This window comes from Devosia riboflavina (genome assembly GCF_000743575.1).
GTDB classification, from domain to species: domain Bacteria; phylum Pseudomonadota; class Alphaproteobacteria; order Rhizobiales; family Devosiaceae; genus Devosia; species Devosia riboflavina.
Genome location: NZ_JQGC01000027.1, coordinates 1 through 16,963 on the forward strand (window position 1 = coordinate 1; position 16,963 = coordinate 16,963).

Annotated in this window: 16 protein-coding genes; 2 read left to right on the forward strand and 14 right to left on the reverse strand. The window is 63.6% G+C overall.

Going from position 1 to position 16,963, the window contains the following annotated elements; genetic code table 11:
- The 10 genes from JP75_RS25540 to JP75_RS20645 all read right to left on the reverse strand — a co-directional run.
- Positions 1-1,266, reverse strand: a 1,266-nt coding sequence (locus tag JP75_RS25540) for a hypothetical protein (RefSeq protein WP_051961027.1), incomplete at its 3' end; no start/stop codon positions are given.
- A 146-nt stretch (positions 1,267-1,412) separates the two neighbouring features.
- Entirely contained in the window at positions 1,413-3,056 is a 1,644-nt protein-coding gene (gene cimA / locus JP75_RS20605; protein ID WP_035086556.1) for a citramalate synthase, read from the reverse strand.
- Positions 3,057-3,076: 20 nt separating this feature from the next.
- Positions 3,077-3,568: a GFA family protein gene (locus JP75_RS20610; protein ID WP_035086558.1), complete on the reverse strand. Its 492-nt coding sequence runs from the start codon at positions 3,566-3,568 to the stop codon at positions 3,077-3,079.
- On the reverse strand, positions 3,568-4,098 hold the full coding sequence (locus JP75_RS20615; RefSeq protein ID WP_051961032.1) for a GFA family protein: 531 nt from the start codon (positions 4,096-4,098) through the stop codon (positions 3,568-3,570). The genes JP75_RS20610 and JP75_RS20615 overlap by 1 nt, the downstream gene beginning before the upstream one ends.
- Positions 4,099-4,569, reverse strand: a complete 471-nt coding sequence (locus JP75_RS20620; protein WP_035086559.1) for a GFA family protein — start codon at positions 4,567-4,569, stop codon at positions 4,099-4,101.
- Positions 4,556-4,939, reverse strand: coding sequence for a VOC family protein (locus JP75_RS20625; protein WP_035086561.1), 384 nt, complete (start codon positions 4,937-4,939; stop codon positions 4,556-4,558). The genes JP75_RS20620 and JP75_RS20625 overlap by 14 nt, the downstream gene beginning before the upstream one ends.
- Before the next feature lie 72 nt (positions 4,940-5,011).
- On the reverse strand, positions 5,012-5,344 hold the full coding sequence (locus tag JP75_RS26365; RefSeq protein WP_051961035.1) for an endonuclease domain-containing protein: 333 nt from the start codon (positions 5,342-5,344) through the stop codon (positions 5,012-5,014).
- Positions 5,345-5,529: 185 nt separating this feature from the next.
- Entirely contained in the window at positions 5,530-6,963 is a 1,434-nt protein-coding gene (cysS, locus tag JP75_RS20635; protein WP_152565937.1) for a cysteine--tRNA ligase, read from the reverse strand.
- A gap of 361 nt (positions 6,964-7,324) precedes the next feature.
- Positions 7,325-7,753 (reverse strand): c-type cytochrome, encoded by a 429-nt coding sequence (locus JP75_RS25545; protein WP_160194744.1) that lies wholly within the window; start codon positions 7,751-7,753, stop codon positions 7,325-7,327.
- 163 nt (positions 7,754-7,916) lie between these two features.
- The gene (locus JP75_RS20645; RefSeq protein WP_035086565.1) at positions 7,917-8,924 is read right to left on the reverse strand and encodes a fumarylacetoacetate hydrolase family protein; all 1,008 of its coding nucleotides are present in this window, start codon (positions 8,922-8,924) and stop codon (positions 7,917-7,919) included.
- 138 nt (positions 8,925-9,062) lie between these two features.
- Between JP75_RS20645 and JP75_RS20650 the strand changes: the two genes are divergently transcribed.
- Complete coding sequence (locus JP75_RS20650) at positions 9,063-10,217, forward strand: DUF2865 domain-containing protein (protein WP_035086566.1); 1,155 nt, start codon at positions 9,063-9,065, stop codon at positions 10,215-10,217.
- Here the strand turns inward: JP75_RS20650 and gltX are convergent.
- The 3 genes from gltX to JP75_RS20665 all read right to left on the reverse strand — a co-directional run bounded on the left by gltX (position 10,162) and on the right by JP75_RS20665 (position 14,312).
- Positions 10,162-11,487: a glutamate--tRNA ligase gene (gltX, locus tag JP75_RS20655; protein ID WP_035086567.1), complete on the reverse strand. Its 1,326-nt coding sequence runs from the start codon at positions 11,485-11,487 to the stop codon at positions 10,162-10,164. The genes JP75_RS20650 and gltX overlap by 56 nt on opposite strands.
- Positions 11,484-13,151, reverse strand: a complete 1,668-nt coding sequence (locus JP75_RS20660) for an NAD+ synthase (protein ID WP_035086568.1) — start codon at positions 13,149-13,151, stop codon at positions 11,484-11,486. The genes gltX and JP75_RS20660 overlap by 4 nt, the downstream gene beginning before the upstream one ends.
- 189 nt (positions 13,152-13,340) lie before the next feature.
- A complete protein-coding gene (locus JP75_RS20665; protein WP_035086569.1) occupies positions 13,341-14,312 on the reverse strand; it encodes a hypothetical protein in 972 nt (323 codons plus the stop codon).
- Positions 14,313-14,535: 223 nt separating this feature from the next.
- Here JP75_RS20665 and JP75_RS20670 point away from each other — a divergent pair, with 223 nt between their 5' ends.
- Entirely contained in the window at positions 14,536-14,961 is a 426-nt protein-coding gene (locus tag JP75_RS20670) for a response regulator (RefSeq protein WP_035086570.1), read from the forward strand.
- Positions 14,962-14,969: 8 nt separating this feature from the next.
- Here the strand turns inward: JP75_RS20670 and JP75_RS25550 are convergent, their stop codons facing one another.
- Positions 14,970-16,823, reverse strand: a complete 1,854-nt coding sequence (locus tag JP75_RS25550; protein WP_201772968.1) for a sensor histidine kinase — start codon at positions 16,821-16,823, stop codon at positions 14,970-14,972.
- Positions 16,824-16,963 lie beyond the last annotated feature (140 nt).

A 16,963-nucleotide genomic window follows, 5' to 3' on the forward strand; every position in this document is an offset into this window, starting at 1 on the left:
TGCAGCGGCAGGTGCGGGCGCCGGGGGTGCCTCGGCGCTGGCGACGGCTGTAGCGGGCTCGGTCGCCGTTGCCGGCATGTCGACGACGAAGTCGACCTCGGCGCGGGCGATCACGTCAGGCGAACCGGCAGCGAGCAGGTCGGCGCGGACGCGCTGGCTGGGCGCGTCGAGAACGTCGCCGCCTTCGACGAGCCAGCGGCCGCCTTCGATGGTGGCATCGGCGATGAAGGTGTCATCGACATAGAGACGCACAATGCCGCCTTCGGGGCCACCGCCGGCGAAGAAGGTGCGGTCGCCTTCGATTTCGATGGCGTCGATGGTCGGCGGAACCTCGGCGAGCTGAGTGGCCGGGACGGCGGCGGGGGCGGCGGGCGTTGCCGGTTCGGGGGCGGTTGCTACGGCCGTTGGAGCTGCTTCGGGGGTAGCGGCCGGCGCCGGAGTTGTTGCAGGCGCAGGGGTTGCAGCCGGAGCAGGTGCCGGTGTGGCTGCCGGCGTTGCAGCAGCGGCCGGAGCGGGTGTTTCCGGTGTCGGTGCAGGCGCTTCGGGCGTGGCAGGAGCCTGGGCGACCTGCGTCTCGGCAGGCGCAGCGGCAGGAGCCGTAGGCGTTGCCGCCGGGGCTGCGGTTGCGGCCGGTGTGGTGGCAGGCGCGGCGGGAGCCGTGGTGGCTGCAGCGGCGACGGCGACAGGCGTCGGCTCGGCTGGGGTGGGCGTTGCCGGTTCGGCCGTGGCGACGGCAGTCGCGGCGGCGGGCGCGTCGGTGCGGGTCAGGCCCTGTAGGACTTCGCTCGCCTGGCCGGGCGCGCTGGCGACGACGAGCGGCTGGGTGGATTTGTCTTCGTTGACGACGACGACGAAGGACTGGGCCGCCCTGCCCTCCTTGCCGCGTTCGGCGAGGGTTATTTCAACGCCGCCGGCTGGCAGAGGCTGATCGGGTACGAAAACCCAATCGCCGGAGCTTTCGACCGTGGTCGAACCGAGAAGGGTATCGTCGGAATAGACTTCGACTTCGCTGCCGGGGCGACCGCTGCCGGCGATGACGACGGAACCATCGGGCTCGGCGCGCAACAGGCCAAAGCTGGCAGCGACGAGATTTTCTGGAACTTCGGCCGGCGGCACGACATCAAGCGCCGGCGCGGTAAGCTGGGTTTCGGGCGCAGCGGGGGCAGCGGGGGCCGGAGCGGGCGTTTCTACCTCGGCCACGGCCTCCGCCGGAGCCTTGGGGAAAAGGCCGGCATCGGCGAGCTTGCCTCTGATGCACTGGCCCATGCCATCGGGGCTATTGAAGCAGTTTACTGCAGTGGGGGCGACAAAAACGCCGGCAATGACGAGCAGAGTGACGGCAACTGCCCCGATCGTCAGGGCGAGAGGTCGTTTCGGAGCAGTTTCGGCCAGTTTGTCCTCCCGAACGGTTGTCAGCCAGTCGCCTTTTGAGCTGGCCGCGCAGTCGCCAATACTGAGGACGACTGCACCGCTTCAGTCTTCAACAGCTTGTATGTGATTGATTCATACAGAGCTTCAAAGGACGCATCAATGATATTGGACGAGACGCCGATGGTGCTCCACCGCTCGCCGCTGCCGTCCCGGCTTTCAACCAGTACACGGGTGACCGCGCCCGTGCCGCCGTCGAGGATACGGACCTTGAAGTCGACCAGTTCCAGGTCTTCGATGCGCGAGGAGTAAATGCCGAGGTCTTTTCGGAGGGCCTGGTCGAGGGCGTTGACGGGGCCATTGCCTTCGGCGACGGACATCAGCAATTGGCCATCGACGCGGACTTTTACCACGGCCTCGGTGACGGTGATCTCTTCGCCCTGCGCATTGTGGCGGCGTTCGACCATGGCGCGATAGTGTTCGACGTCGAAGAAGCTCGGCAGCGTGCCGAGAACTGAGCGGGCGAGGACGGCGAAGGACGCATCGGCGCCGTCATAGGAATAGCCCTGGGCTTCGCGCTCCTTGACCGTGGACAGCAGCTTTTCGAGGCGGGGGTCGTCCTTTTCGAGGACGATGTCGTGGCGCGCGAGGGCGGTGAGCAGGTTGGACTTGCCGGCCTGCTGGGAGACCATGATGGCGCGTTCATTGCCGACGGTTTCGGGCGGGACGTGCTCGTAGGTCGAAAAATCCTTGAGCAGGGCCGAGGCGTGGATGCCGGCCTTGGTGGCGAAGGCGGCGGCGCCGACATAGGGCGCCTGACGCGCCGGGGCGCGGTTGAGGCGATCGTCGAAGGCGCGGGAGATGTGGGTCAGGCGTTCGAGTTTTTCGGGCGTGATGCCGGTTTCGAAGCGCTCGGCATAATAGGGTTTTAGGACCAGCGTCGGGATCAGGGTGACGAGATTGGCATTGCCGCAGCGCTCGCCGAGGCCATTGAGCGTGCCCTGGATCTGGCGCACGCCGGTTTCGACGGCGGCGAGCGCATTGGCGACGGCCTGGCCGGTATCGTCATGGGGGTGGATGCCGAGCTTTTCGCCGGGGGCGAATTTGAGGACGGTGCCGACGATGGTGCGCACTTCGGAGGGCATGGTGCCGCCATTGGTGTCGCAGAGGACGACCCAGCGGGCGCCAGCTTCAAGCGCCGTGGTGACGCAGGAAAGGGCGTATTCGGGGTTGGCCTTGAAACCGTCGAAAAAATGTTCGAGGTCGATAAGCACTTCCTTGCCGGCCGAGGCGGCGGTGCGGACGGTGTCGGCGAGGCCTTCGAGGTGCTCGTCTGTGGTGGAGCCGAGGGCTAGTTCGACCTGATAGTCCCAGGCTTTTGCGACAAAGCATGTCGCGGCGGCGGCCGAATTGACGAGGCCCTGCACGCCAGGGTCATTGGCGGCGGAGCGCCCTGCCCGCTTGGTCATGCCGAAGGCGGTGAAGGTGGCGTTCCTGGTGCGCTTCTTTTCGAAAAAGGCGGTGTCGACGGGATTGGCGCCGGGATAGCCGCCTTCGATGTAGTCGACGCCCAGCTCCTCCAGCAGGTCAATAATGGCGATCTTGTCCTCGAGCGAGAATTCTACGCCGGCCGTCTGCGCACCGTCGCGCAGGGTCGTGTCGAAAAGATAGAGGCGGTCTCGGGACATTTGGGGGCCTGTAGTCTTGGTTATTTCAGGGGCCAGGTGGCCGTGTCGTGGTCGGGGTGCTGGTTGTTGGTGGCCTTGATGCCGCTCCACCAATCCTGCCGGTTTGGGTCCTCGGTAATGCCGCCATGCTCGATGCTGGGGAGCGTATCGAACCAGGGCACGCGGCTTTCATTGCCGGTATTGGCGCCGGGCGGGAAGAGCTCGGGGTGATCGAGAGAGCCGATGGTGAAATTGACGCGGTTGCCGGTGAGGTCTTCGTAGAAAAGCGGCGTGCCGCACTTGCTGCAAAAGCCGCGGTCGACGTTATCGGAGCTGCGGAAACGGCTGGGCTCACTGCGGGTCCAGGTAATGGCTTCACGCGGGGCGGCGACGAGGGCGGCGAAGATATTGCCCACCGCCTTCTGGCACATGCGGCAGTGGCAGATGTGCGAATTGTCGAACATTTCGGTGGCGTGATAGCGCACGGCGCCGCATTGGCAGCCGCCGCTGACGTCCATCTTGTAGCGATCCATCAGATGGTCTCCTTGGGCGGCCAGGCATCGGTGTCGTGATCCGGATGCTGATGATTGCGCTTGATGGCTTGCACGAGCGTATCATCGCCCTGGCCGGTAATAGTGGCGATATGGGCGACGACATCGGCCGCCCAGGAAATGCGGCCTTCTTCGCCATAAAAATGGGTAGGGCGCATGGCTTCGGGATTATCGAGGGAGCCGATGGTGATGGAAACCCATGACTGATCGGGCGTGCGCCAGGCGAGCGGCGTGCCGCAGGCCGCGCAGAAGCAGCGCTCGCCTTCGTCCGAAGTGCGAAAGACCGAGAGCTGACCGCGGGTCAGTTCGAAGAAACGCGCGGGCACGCCGGCAAAGCTGCCGAAGAGATTGCCCGAAGCCTTCTGGCACATGCGACAATGGCAGATGCAAGGGCGCGCGGGCTGGCGATGGAGCGCATAGCGCACGGCGCCGCACTGGCAGCCGCCGGTGATACGCACATCGTCTCCGCTTTCATCCTTGCGCCAGGCCAGGCTCTCCTCCGTGCCGGACATCTATTCCTGCCTCGGCGGCCAGGCTTCCGTATCGTGGTCCGGATGCTGGTTGGAGTGAATGCCGGCCATGAAGTCGCGCCATTCGTCGCTGACTTCGCTGCGCACCGGCAGGCTGGTCAGCCCATCGAAGAAGGGCTGCTTGTCGGCGAGATTGACCTGGATTTCGGGGGCCGCAACGGTGGGATCGTCGAAGGCGCCGATGGCGAGTTCGAGGCCGAAGCGGGTTTCATAGGCGAGCGGGGTGCCGCAATCGCCGCAGAAGGCGCGACGGGCGGCGTCCGAGCTCTGGAACCATTTGGGTTCGCCACGGGTCCAGGTGGCGTTGTGGGAGGTCACCAGCGGGCCGAAGAAGCCGCCGAAGGCTTTTTGGCACATGCGGCAATGGCAGATGGAGGGCCGGCCGAGACGTGTGACGCGGAAACGAACCGCGCCACACTGGCAGCCCCCGGTATGGGCTTCATTCTGGGGCATGACAGACCACTTCGATGTTGTTGCCATCGGGATCGAGCACGAAGGCAGCGTAGTAGTTTTCGCTGTAATGCGGGCGGAGGCCCGGGGCACCATTGTCGCGGCCACCGGCGGCCATGGCGGCGGCATAGAAGGCGTCGATCGCGGCGCGATTTTCCGAGGCGAAAGCATAGTGGCGGCCGGGGCCGGTATCCTTGGCCTCGGTCAGCCAGAAATCGGGATGGCCCTTGCCATAGCCGCCGACCTTGGCGCCGCCGGTATATTCTTCCGGCACCTGCATCAGCAAGCTGATGCCGAGGGGGACGAAAGCGGCGTCGTAGAAGGCCTTGGCCTTGTTCCAGTCCGCGACGAGAATTCCGACGTGATCAAGCATGGTGTGCACTCCTTGGTTGGAGTGGGCATGGAGATGGGGTGGCGGTGACAGGGGCTGTCAGGAGGGATGCTGTCATTGGGGTTTCTCGTGGAGAGTGGCCCAGATGGTTTCGCTGACGTCGTCGGGACGGGCGAGGATGTCGTTGTTCCAGAGGCGGAGGAGGTGGAAATTTTGCGCGCGGAGATAGGTGTCGCGGGTGAGATCGTGCGGGGATTCGGCGTGCTGGCCGCCGTCGGCTTCGATGATGAGGCGGGCATCGAGACAGATGAAGTCGGCGATATAATTGCCGATGGGGAACTGGCGTCGGAATTTGAAGCCCGAGAAGCGTCGGCTTCGCAAGAGACTCCACAACCGCTGTTCGGCTTCGGTCGGCTCGTGGCGCATGGAGCGGGCGCGGCCGCGCATCAAGCCTGAGATCTTGCGATGCTTTGGAGAGGAATACCCCTCATCCGCCCTTCGGGCACCTTCTCCCGCAAGGGGAGAAGGGGGCGCCGCGGATTGGGCGGCAGAGGAGCTCCCCTCGCCCCTTGCGGGAGAGGGTGGATCAGCCGGAGGCCGAGACGGGTGAGGGGTATGCGCGGACGCTACCATCACCTCTTCACCTCCCACTTGGTGGCGCGCTGGCCTTGTTCGTCCTTGTAGTCCAGGAGAGCGATGCCTTGTTCGGCCAACTCGTTGCGGATGGCGTCGGCCTTGGCGAAATCCCTGGCGTTGAGGGCGGCGAGGCGGTCGGCGATGGCGTTGGCGATGTGGGCGGGAGCTTCCCAGCCGTCATTGGAGTCGAGGAGGCTGTCCAGGCTGAAGCCGAGGAAGCGCAGGGTGGCGGCGAGGCAATGTTTGGCATTGCCCTCTTCGCGATTGGCTTTCTTGGCGATGAAATCGAGCGCGACGCTGGCACGGTGGAAGTTGAGGTCGTCGGCGAGTTCATTGACCACCGAAGCGTCGGGGGCGTCGCCTTCGGCGAGGGTGGCGCCGCGGGCGGCGCGTTGCCAGTCGCGGAGTTTTGCCTCGGCTTCTTCGAGGCGCTTCACCGTGAAGTCGATGGGCTCGCGATAGTGGGTCATCAGCATGGCGAGGCGCAGGACGTCACCGATCCAGGCGCGGCCGCCCATGGCGCCGGTTTCGAGCAGCTCGTTGATCGTGACGAAATTGCCGAGGCTCTTGGACATTTTTTGCCCTTCGACCTGCAGGAAGCCGTTGTGCATCCAGACATTGGCCATGGCGTGGGTGCCGTGGGCGCAACGGGATTGGGCGATTTCGTTTTCATGGTGCGGGAAAATGAGGTCGAGCCCACCGCCATGGATGTCAAAAGTCTGGCCGAGATAGCGCTCGGACATGGCGGAGCATTCGATGTGCCAGCCGGGGCGGCCACGGCCCCAGGGGCTGGGCCAACCTGGTTCGGTTTCGGACGAAAGCTTCCAGAGGACGAAGTCGGCGGGGTCTTCTTTGTGCGCTTCGACGGCGACGCGGGCGCCGGCGAGATTGTCTTCGAGGTTGCGGCCGGAGAGCTGGCCGTAATCTTCCATGGAACGGGTGCGGAAGAGGACTTCGCCGCCGGCATTATAGGCGTGGTCTTTCTCGATCAGCGCCGAGATCAGGGTCTGCATCTCGGTGATGTTTTCGGTGGCGCGCGGCTGATGGGTGGGCTGGAGCGTGCCGAGGGATTTGACGTCGGCCAGGAACTGGTCCTCGGTCTTTTCAGTCACCTTGCGGATGGCTTCGTTGAGCGGCAGATCGGGGAAATCGCGCAGGGCCCGGGCGTTGATCTTGTCGTCGACGTCGGTGATGTTGCGCACATAGGTGACGTGGCTTTCGCCATAGACATGTCGCAGCAGCCGGAAGAGCACGTCGAAGACGATGACCGGGCGCGCATTGCCGATATGGGCGAAGTCATAGACCGTGGGACCGCAGACATACATGCGCACATTGTTCGCATCCATGGGCGCGAAAGGCGCCTTGGTGCGGGTGAGCGTGTTGTAGAGAGATATCTGCGGGGTCATCGAGAGGTCCTGTGGGCCAGACATGCACTTGCTCTGGCGGGAGCCTCTATCTTCAGAAAATTTTAGATGAAGAAGACCGCTCCGCCAACGCTTGGGTTAGCAGGTAATAATGCAGACGGTAATGATGCACGTGGTCTTCATGGGGCGGAGATTGGCCGGGCGCCGACAAGAAATCAAGCGCAAAAGAAAAGAGGGCGGCCCGAGGGCCGCCCATTTCGCTTTGGAGGCGAACATCATCCAGGGAGGATGATCTGGTAAGCGCCACGCCGCCATGGGCCTTGTAGCGAATTCTTGTGCCGCTCCTGACCGCCATTCGACCGTAGGTCTCATGGCCTGAGCCGCTAAAATCGCTCCACCGGAGCGATTTTTCCCTGCGGGCCGCAGCTCAGCTCCGAAACTGCTGGTGGCACTGGCCGCAGGTGCCGCCAATGGTTTGAAGGGCTGCGGCATAGGCGGCAGCATCGCCGGCTTCGGCGGCGGCAATGCCGCTTTCGGCAGCGGCGACACCAACCTCGGTGATGGCGGTGAAGGCGTCGAAGTTTTCCCAGATGGCCGGGAGCGCTTCGGATTCACCCACGATCGAGCCTTCGGGGAAAAGGGCGGGGATGTGGCTGTAGTTGTCGCGCAGCTTGGTCAGGGCGGCGACGGCCTCGGCACCGGTGAGATTGCCGGCCTGACGAAGAATGCCACCATCTTCACGCATCAGGGCCTGGCGCTGGGTGACGGCCTCTTCGGGCGTCGCCGGGGGCGTAAAGGCATCCTGCGCCATGGCCGCGACTGTGCCGATGGCGAGGAGACCTGCGACGGCAAGCACGGAAAATTTCGTAGATATCATAAACTGCACCCTCAACATGCGTTTGCTGCCGACTGCTCCAAGCGTCGGCGACGGCTTGCCGGTCTCCTCCCTCCGGCAGGGCGACACTGCCATGCGGCAGCATCGCCCCCAACGCCAACACAGGAATGTTACCGAATTGCGGTCAGGGCCTTAGGGCTACCACGGTCTGGTCGATATCGCCGAAAACCGAGCGGCCTGCGGTGCCGATGGCAGCGATGCGGACGCGGTCGCCGGGCTTGAGGAACGACGTGCGGGCGCGGCCGAATTTCGCTTTTTCGGCGGTGCGCGCCTCGGCGATGCAGCCGAAGCCGATGCCGTCTTCCTTGATCGGCAGGGTTGCATCGTGATGGTTGGCGATGGTGCCGGAGCCGATGATGGTGCCGGCGCCAAGCTGGCGGGTGCGGGCGGCTTCGACAATGAGATCGACGAGATCGAAGTGGACATCCACGCCAGCATTGGGCTGGCCGTAGAGCGTGCCATTGACCTCGACGCGTACCGGCAGGTGCAGGCGGTTATCGCGCCAGCGATCGCCAAGGGTATCGGGGGTGACGGCGACGGGGGCGAAGCTGGTGGAGGGTTTTGAGTGGAAAAACCCAAAACCGTTTTGCAGGTCGTCGGCGACGAGGCGGCGGAGCGAGACGTCGTTGCAGATGGTGACGAGGCGAATGGCCGAGGCGGCCTGTTCGCGGCTGGGGCGCATGGGGACGGCGCCGATGATGACGGCGACTTCGACCTCGAAATCGAGGGCGAGATCGTCTTCGGGGACGACGATGGGGTCGGAGGCGCCGGAGAGCGAATCGGAGCCGCCCTGATAGAGCAGCGGGCGGACCGACTGCAGTTCTTCGTCCTTGCTGCCTTTGAGGGAACGGACGCGTTCGAGGTGGCCCATGTAGCCGGCGCCGTCGATCCACTGGAAAGCGCGGGGGAGCGGGGCGAGAACGGCGGAGGGTTCGAAGGGCTGGCCCGATATTTCGCCCTTGTCGAGCTGGGTGGAAAGGGCTGCGAGGGCGGGAGAAAGGCGGTCCCAATCGTCCAACGCCGCCTGGAGGCTCGGGGCAATGCGGCCGGCGGAAACGCAGCGCGAGAGATCGTGGGAAACGACAACCAATTGCCCGTCGGGGCGGTTCGCGCGGAGGGTGGCGAGTTTCATGGACGGGCGATCTCTCTTTTGTGTTGCTCGGCGGCGATATCGTCGGCGTTTCAGATTGCTATAGTGTTGCCATCCTCGCCAGCGATGTCTTAAGGCGACATACGGCCACCTCTTCTGGCCGACGAACAGGACCCATTCGTGACTTTATCTGCTTCCGGTTTTCGCGCATCGATTTTGCTGCTTCTGGCGGCGCTGATTTTTTCGCTCGATGTGCAGACCGTCTATGCCCAATCGACCCAGTGCCGGCAGCTCGAAAGCGCCCTCTATCAGTTCGACCGCAATGGCGATTTCCGGCAGATGCAGAACAATTCGGGCGCGGCGCGACAATTGCAACGCGACGTGCAGGCGGCGGAAAGCCAATATATCCGCGAGGGCTGTAACGATGCGGCGCGGGCCGGGCAGCAGTTGACGCGGCAGTGCCAGCAGATCGCCCGGGCGGTGCTGCGGCTGCGCGACGATTATGCCAAGGTTTCCCAATCGGTCGATACGGCGAATGCCGTGGCGCAGCAGCGCGAAGCTATCCTTCAGGAAATGGCGCGCTTCGGTTGCAATGCCGGCTCGTCGGCAACGTTCAACCAGGAACGCCAGTCGATCTTCGATCGCGTCTTCGGGTCCACCTCGGAAGGCGATTTCACCAATGGCGATTTCGTCGATGGCGGGGACTATTGGGGCTATCAGGGCTATGCGACCGTGCGCACGGTCTGCGTGCGGCTTTCGGACGGCTATTTCTGGCCGATCAGCTACTCCACCCTGCCCGACTATATCGGCAATGATGCGCAGCAGTGTCAGGCCATGTGTCCGAACACGCAGGTGGAGCTCTACTATTACGACAATCCCGGCCAGGAGCCGGAGCAGATGCGCAATATGTATGGCGCGCCCTATACGTCGCTGCCGACCGCCTTTGGCTATCGCAATCAGTTCGACAAGAATGCCAGTTGCAAGGTGGCGCCGAAGGCCGATGGCACGGTGACGCTGACGGCTTCCGGCGGCGGCGAGGCGCGGGCGATGATCGATATTGCCGGTCTGTCCTTCCCCCTCCCCCGGCGCGATCCGCGCGGCGTGGTGCCCGTGACGCCGGTTCAGGCGGCGCCCGTCGAGGCCGTGGCGGCGGTCGCTACGATCGATGTACCCTTTCCCCGCCCGCGTCCTGCCGGTCCGGGCGAAGTGGCAGTGCGTCCGAGCGCCAGCGAGCCCGCCGAGGCGGACCTGCGGATCGTTCACTTCGGGGAGAAAACCGTCAGGGTAGTCGGTCCAGACACGCCTTACGCCCAAGCAGGACGAGCAGGGACTTAAGCTCTGGGCCATCGTGACGGCCGGTCAGGGCCATGCGGAGGGGCAGGAAGAGAGCCTTGCCCTTGCGGCCGGTCGCGCCCTTGAGGGCGTTAGTCCAGGTCGACCAGGTGGTTTCGTCCCAGGGCTCCGGCGGCAGCATGGCCTTGGCGAGGTCGAGGAATTCGCGATCTTCGTCGGCAATGACCGGCTCGATGGGGCCGGTGACGAGTTTTGACCACTCGGCGATATCGGGGAAACGCACGAGGTTTTCGCGCAGGAGCAGCCAGATGGCTTCGCCTTCGAGGCCCATGGACGAAAGGCGCGGCAGCGCTTCCTCGTAGGACATGGTGTGGAGAAGGCGCGCGTTGAGGCTGTCGAGCTCAGCGGGGTCGAAGCGGGCGGCGCCGTGCGAAATCATCGAGAGTTCGAGTTTTTCGGCGATAGCGTCGAGGCTTTCGTAGGGCTCGATGGGGAGGCTGGTGCCGGTTAGGGTCGCCATGATGGCGACTGCCAGGGGCTCATAGCCTTCCGTGCGGAAATCGGAGATCGACTGCGAGCCCAAGCGTTTTGAAAAACCCTGGCCGGCGGCGTCGGTGAGGAGATTGTGGTGGGCGAAGGTCGGGACCGTGCCGCCCAGAGCTTCGATGATCTCGATCTGGGTGCCGGTATTGGAGACGTGGTCTTCGCCGCGGATGACGTGGGTGATGCCAAGGTCGACGTCATCGACGACGGAGGGCAGCGTATAGAGATAGGAACCGTCGGCGCGGATGAGGACCGGATCGGACATGGAGGCGGTGTTGACCGTCTGCTGGCCCTTGATGAGGTCTTCAAATTGCACCGGACGCCCGTCGAGCTTGAAGCGCCAATGCGGCTTGCGGCCTTCGGCTTCGTATTTGGCCTTGTCTTCTTCGGTGAGGCTCAGGGCGGCGCGGTCGTAGATCGGGGGCTTGCCGAGGAGGCGGGCGCGGGCGCGCTTGCGGTCGAGTTCGTCTTCGGTTTCGTAGGCCGGGTAGAGGCGGCCGGCGGCGATCAGCTTGTCGCGGGCGGCGTCATAAAGCGCGGTACGTTCGGACTGGCGGACGAGCAGGTCCGGCGTGACGCCGAGCCAAGCCAGATCGACCTCGATGCCATCGGCGAATTTGCGGGTGGAGCGGGCGAGGTCCGTGTCGTCCATGCGCAGGACATAGCGGCCGCCGGTGCGGCGGGCGAAGAACCAGTTGAGCAGCGCCGGACGGGCATTGCCGAGATGGATGCAGCCCGTGGGAGACGGGGCCCAGCGAACGACGGTCATCCGACGGTCACGTCCTTATAGCCATTGGTGATGGGGTATTTGCGGCCGAGGCCGAAGGCGCGCGGAGTCAGTTTCGGACCCGGCGCGGACTGGCGGCGCTTGTATTCGGCAATGTTGATGAGGCGCTCGATGCGCTTGACGAGGGCGGGATCGTGGCCGCGGGCGACGACGTCGCCGAGGCTCATTTCGTCTTCGACGATGGAGCGCAGAATATCGTCCAGCACCGGATAGGGCGGGAGGCTGTCCTGATCGGTCTGGTTGGGGCGAAGTTCGGCCGAGGGGGCCTTGTCGATGATGGACTGAGGGATGACCTCGCCCTTGGGCCCAAAACTGTCGCCGGGCATGTGCTTGTTGCGCCAATCGGCCAGGGCATAGACTTCCATCTTGAACATGTCTTTCAGCGGATTGTAGCCGCCGTTCATGTCGCCATAGATGGTGGCGTAGCCGACGCCCATTTCGGACTTGTTGCCGGTGGTGAGCAGCATGGAGCCGAGCTTGTTGGAGACAGCCATGAGCACGACGCCACGCATGCGCGACTGGATGTTTTCTTCGGCGAGATCGGGCGCTCGATTGTCGAAGATCGGCGCGAGTTCGACGAGGGCGTCGTCCACCGGATTACCGATGGAGACAATGTCGTAGCGGACGCCGAGGCGCTCGGCGCAATCCTTGGCGTCCTTGAGGCTTTCGTCCGAGGTGTAGCGATAGGGTAGCATGATGCAGTGGACTTTTTCGGGTCCGAAGGCATCGACGGCCATGGCGGCAACGACGGCGCTGTCGATGCCACCGGAGAGGCCGAGGACGACGTGGCTGAAGCCGTTCTTGAAGACATAGTCGCGGAGGCCGAGGACGGCGGCGCGCCAGGGGGCTTCTTCGACCGAGGTCAGCTCTTCGATGCGGCCATTGGTGGAGGTCCAGGTGTCGCCTTCGCGATGCCAGTCGGAGATCAGGAAATCGGTTTCGAAGCTTTTTCCCTGCAGCACCAGCTTGTCGCCGGGGGCGATGGCGAAGGAGGCGCCGTCGAAGACCAGTTCGTCCTGGCCGCCGACCTGGTTGAGATAGATCAGGGGCACATCGTGCTCGACGGCGTGCTTGCGCACCAGTTCCTTGCGGATGTGCTGCTTGTTGGTCCAGTAGGGCGAACCGTTGGGGCAGAGCAGGATTTCGGCGCCTTCGCGCATCAGGTGCTCGCAGACCCATGGGTGCCAGATGTCTTCGCAGATCGGGATGCCGACGGAGACGCCCTTGATGGTCACCGGCAGCGGCAGCGGGCCGGCGGCGAAGTAGCGCTTTTCGTAGAAGACGTCGTCATTGGGCAGCTCGCGCTTGAAGCGTAGGGCGAAGATATGGCCCTTTTCGGCGACGATGACGGCGTTGTGGAGGCCGGTCTGATCCTTCCAGATGGTGGGAAGGACGAGGACGACATCGGTGCCGGCGGTTTCGGCGGCCAGCGTCTGGGCTGCGGCCATGGCGTCGGTGACGAACTGGGGCTTGAAGAGCAGATCGTCCGGGAAATAGCCGGTCAGGAACAGCTCGGAAAACATCAGGATGTCGGCCTTGGCGGCGACGGCATCGGCAAGGGCCTTCTTGGCCAGAGCGAGATTGCCGGGAAGGTCGCCAACCTTGGGATTGAGCTGGGCGAGCGCAATTCTGAGCTGGTCGGTCACGGGGGAAACCTAAGCAAATGGACGGACCGCCCGGCCCGCGGCCGAACGCGGGCAAGACTTAGCCTCTGGACCGTGGGAGAGCAAGCGCCCCGGGAAAGAAGCGGGTGGCGATCCTGGTGCCACGACCTCGTCCTTCGACAGGCTCAGGATGAGGTCTACTGGGGGCAGATTGCAGAAGCGCAGCACGCCCTAGAAGCGACCGGCGACCTCAAGGAGTGCACCGTAGCGCAGCATCGAGAAGGGATTGTTGTTGGAAATGTAACGCTGGCGTTGAGCGCCAGATCCAACCACGGCCACTTCTTCCCACGTAGCGTCGTATTGACCCGTCAGGTAGGAGGCGCGGCCACCAACGCGGATGGAAAGATTTTCGGTGGGGCGGAAGCCTAACATTAGCTTGCCGCTTGCACCGTAGGCGTGACCATTGATGGCGACGGCTGAACCCTGCGCCAGCGTCGCGCCAATGGGTTGAGCTTCCAAAGCACCATAGGTGCCGGTGACCCAGGAATAGGGAATCGCGGCGGCTTCACCGAAGATATCGAAGTTCCCGAAGTCCATCTTGCCGGCAAGACCAAGCTTGGCGCTGTGAATCTCGAAATTGTTGATCTTGCTGTCACCGCCTCCGGAAAGCTCGTACACGCCGGGGCTCACATTGACGACGCTGGTCCCTGTCAGGAAATTGGCGCGACCGGTGTCCGGCGAGTCGTTCATGTACTGATAGCCAGTGATCATACCGAAATTGAAATGATCGCTACCAAGGGGAAGCCAGCCGAAATCAAGGCCGGCATAGCCCAGACGCGCGGCGGGCAGGCTCACAGACGGGCCACCATTAGTGGTATAGGTGCCATCGTGGGCGACACCATAGCCGCCGAAGGCTTCGACGAATGAGTTCGTGGAATCGTCATTGACGCGGACATAAGCTTCGCCCGTGTGGCTGCGGGTATCCATGGTCTCGGTAAAGTTCCCGACCGAATGCTCCTGCTTGCCGATCGAATACCAATAGCGGACGCCGATATCGAAGCTCAGCGGATCATCCGCTTCCGGCTGCCACTGATCGGGATAGGACGGGCGCAGGCCGGGGAAGGCGCCGTAGTCTGCGGCAAGCACTTGCTGAATAGCGGCGCTCGAAAGTAGCACAAGGGTGCTGAGGGCAACCTGCTTCATTACACACTCCCGATCGGTTTTACCGTTAAGCATCGTGGAATGTTTGTGAATGATTAGGGTTAATGTTCCGCTAAGTTACCTGTTGGCGTGATTGGGGCTTTGGTAACTTCCTTGGCCGAAAATACCGTTTGCAAGCCTCCATTGCCTGGTTCGCATGCAACCGAGGCGGCGCGTGAGGAGTTGGACCGGTTCGAATGAAGTTTTCTCAGAAGCCAGTTTTGTGATGTCGTGCCGTATTCTCATCGTTGAAGACGAAATTTTCGTCGCTTCGGAAATCGAACAGGTCGTTGCCGAAATGGGCCACGATCCGGTCGGCATTGCGGCCGACAAGAAGAGTGCCCTGCGTTTTGCCGGCGATACCGAAGTCGCTCTCGTCGATCTCAACCTGCGCGATGGGCCGACAGGTATCGAAATCGGCAAGATTCTGGCGCAGACCCATGGCGCCAGCGTCATTTTCATTACCGCCAACCCTGCCCAGCTCGGTACCGGCGTGCCCGGCACGATCGGTGTGGTTTCAAAGCCGATTGCCGAGCGAGACCTGCGCGATGTCGTCGACTATGCCGTGGCGCGGCGTGCGGCCGCGGAAGCCAATCCGCCGCGGCGCCTCAAGCTTTTTGACTGGTCGAACGACAATCCGATCGCGACCTGAACGCCTGCCTATGCGTCTTCGGCCTTTTCGGTCGAGCGCAGCCGGCTGGACCGCGTGAGCGCGGCGAGCGGCAGGGATAGTTCGACCCGCAGACCATCCTTTTCCCAGAAACGTTCGATCTCGCCGCGAAGCTGACCGCTTACAGAGAGTTCGATGAGCTTGGAACCGAAGCCGGATAGCTGGCTCGGCTCGGCGATCTCGGGTCCGCCGTGTTCTTTCCAGGTCAGGTGGAAGCGTTCCCCATCGGTGCGGCCGGAAAGGCTGGTCCAGCCATCGGGCCGGCTCAAGGCGCCGTATTTGGCCGCGTTGGTAGCAAGCTCGTGGAAGAGCAGCGCCAGCGGGGTCGCTGCAGCGTCATCGATGATCGTATCTTCGCCCGAATAGCGGACGCGATTTTCGCCGTCTTCGCCTTCATAGGGGCGCATCAGGCGGGTGACGAGTGCCGAGAGCGTCCCCTGCCCTGCCTTGCTGGTGGAGAGGTAGTTTTGCGGGCGGACGAAGTCATGCGCCTCGCCGAGCGCGAAGATGCGCTGCCGCAATTGCTCGGCGAAAGGCTTTACCTCGGGCTGGCCGCGGGCCGAGAGGGAGACGATGCCAGTGAGGACGGCGAAAATATTCTTGATGCGATGGCTCAGTTCCTGGGCCACCAGTTCACGCTCCTCGGCGGCGAGGCGCGAGTCGTGGATATCGGTGCAGGTGCCGATCCAGCGCAGGATGCGGCCATTGGCATCGCGGACGGGCAGAGCCCGCCCCAGGGTCCAGCGATATTCGCCGCTGTGGTGGCGCAGGCGGTATTCGATCTGGTAGGGCTCGCCGGTCTCAAGCGAATGACGCCAGAGACCCCAGGCGCGCTCCTGATCGTCGGGGTGGAACATGCCGTTCCAACCCTCGCCGTCGGTCGAACCGAAGGGCACGCCGGTGAAATCGTACCAGCGCGCATTGTAATAGTCGTGAAAACCGTCGGGCCGGGTGGCCCAGACCATTTGCGGCATGGTGTCGGCGAGAGTGCGGAATTCGAGCTCGCTCTTGGCGAGGGCTTCGGCGGCGTGGCGCTGGTCGGAGATGTCGATAGCGACGCCCGGAAAGCGATAGACCCGTCCCTCGGCATCCATGCGCGGGCGGCCTGAGACCATGAGCCAGCGGCGAACGCCATCTTCGCCCACGACGCGATATTCGCTGCGAAATTCGCTGCCATCGGCGATGGCCTGCTGCAATTCGGCATTCACCCGCGGCAGGTCTTCGTGCTCGATGGCGAGAAGATATTGTTCGAGCGGCGCGCCGAGGCCGGCCATCTGGGAATCGATATTGTAGAGGCGGGCAAACTGATCGTCGGCGGTGACGATGTTGTTTATGACGTCCCAATCCCAGGTGCCGACGAGGGCAGAGCTGGAGAGAGCCAGCGTCAAGCGCTCCTCGCTGCGGGCCAGCGCGCTTTCGGTGAGAATGCGGTCGGTGGTTTCGTGGACGATGCACAGCGTGCCCATGGAAAGGCCATCGTCGCCCATGATGGGGCTGTAGTGCAGGTCCATCCAGCCCGATTCGAGCTGGCCGTGCCGGTTGAGCACCAGTTCCTGATCGCGCAGCAGCCAGGATTCGCCGCTAAGGCCGCGCTCGATATTGAGGCTGTTGAATTCGGCAATTTCGGGCCAGGCTTCTTCGGCGGGCATGCCGAAAATCGCCGGGTGGCGCTGCCCGGCAAAGCGGGCATAGGCGTCGTTATAGATGAGGATGCCTTCTTCCCCCACCATCATGACCATGGGCGTCGATGCCACGATGACGAGGCGGACGGCGCCCTTGAGGCTATCGGGCCAGTCCGGGATAGGTCCCAGGGGGTTCTGGGTCCAGTCATACTCATTCAACAACTTGACTGTCGGGTCTCGTTCAAGCGCGGCTCGAGTTTCGGGCGCAGCGTGGGGAAACAGAGATCTCGGCATTACCTACTCACCTTGGCGACGCACCATCCTGTGCTCGGATGCGGGCAAAGAAAAGGCCGCGCAGCCCA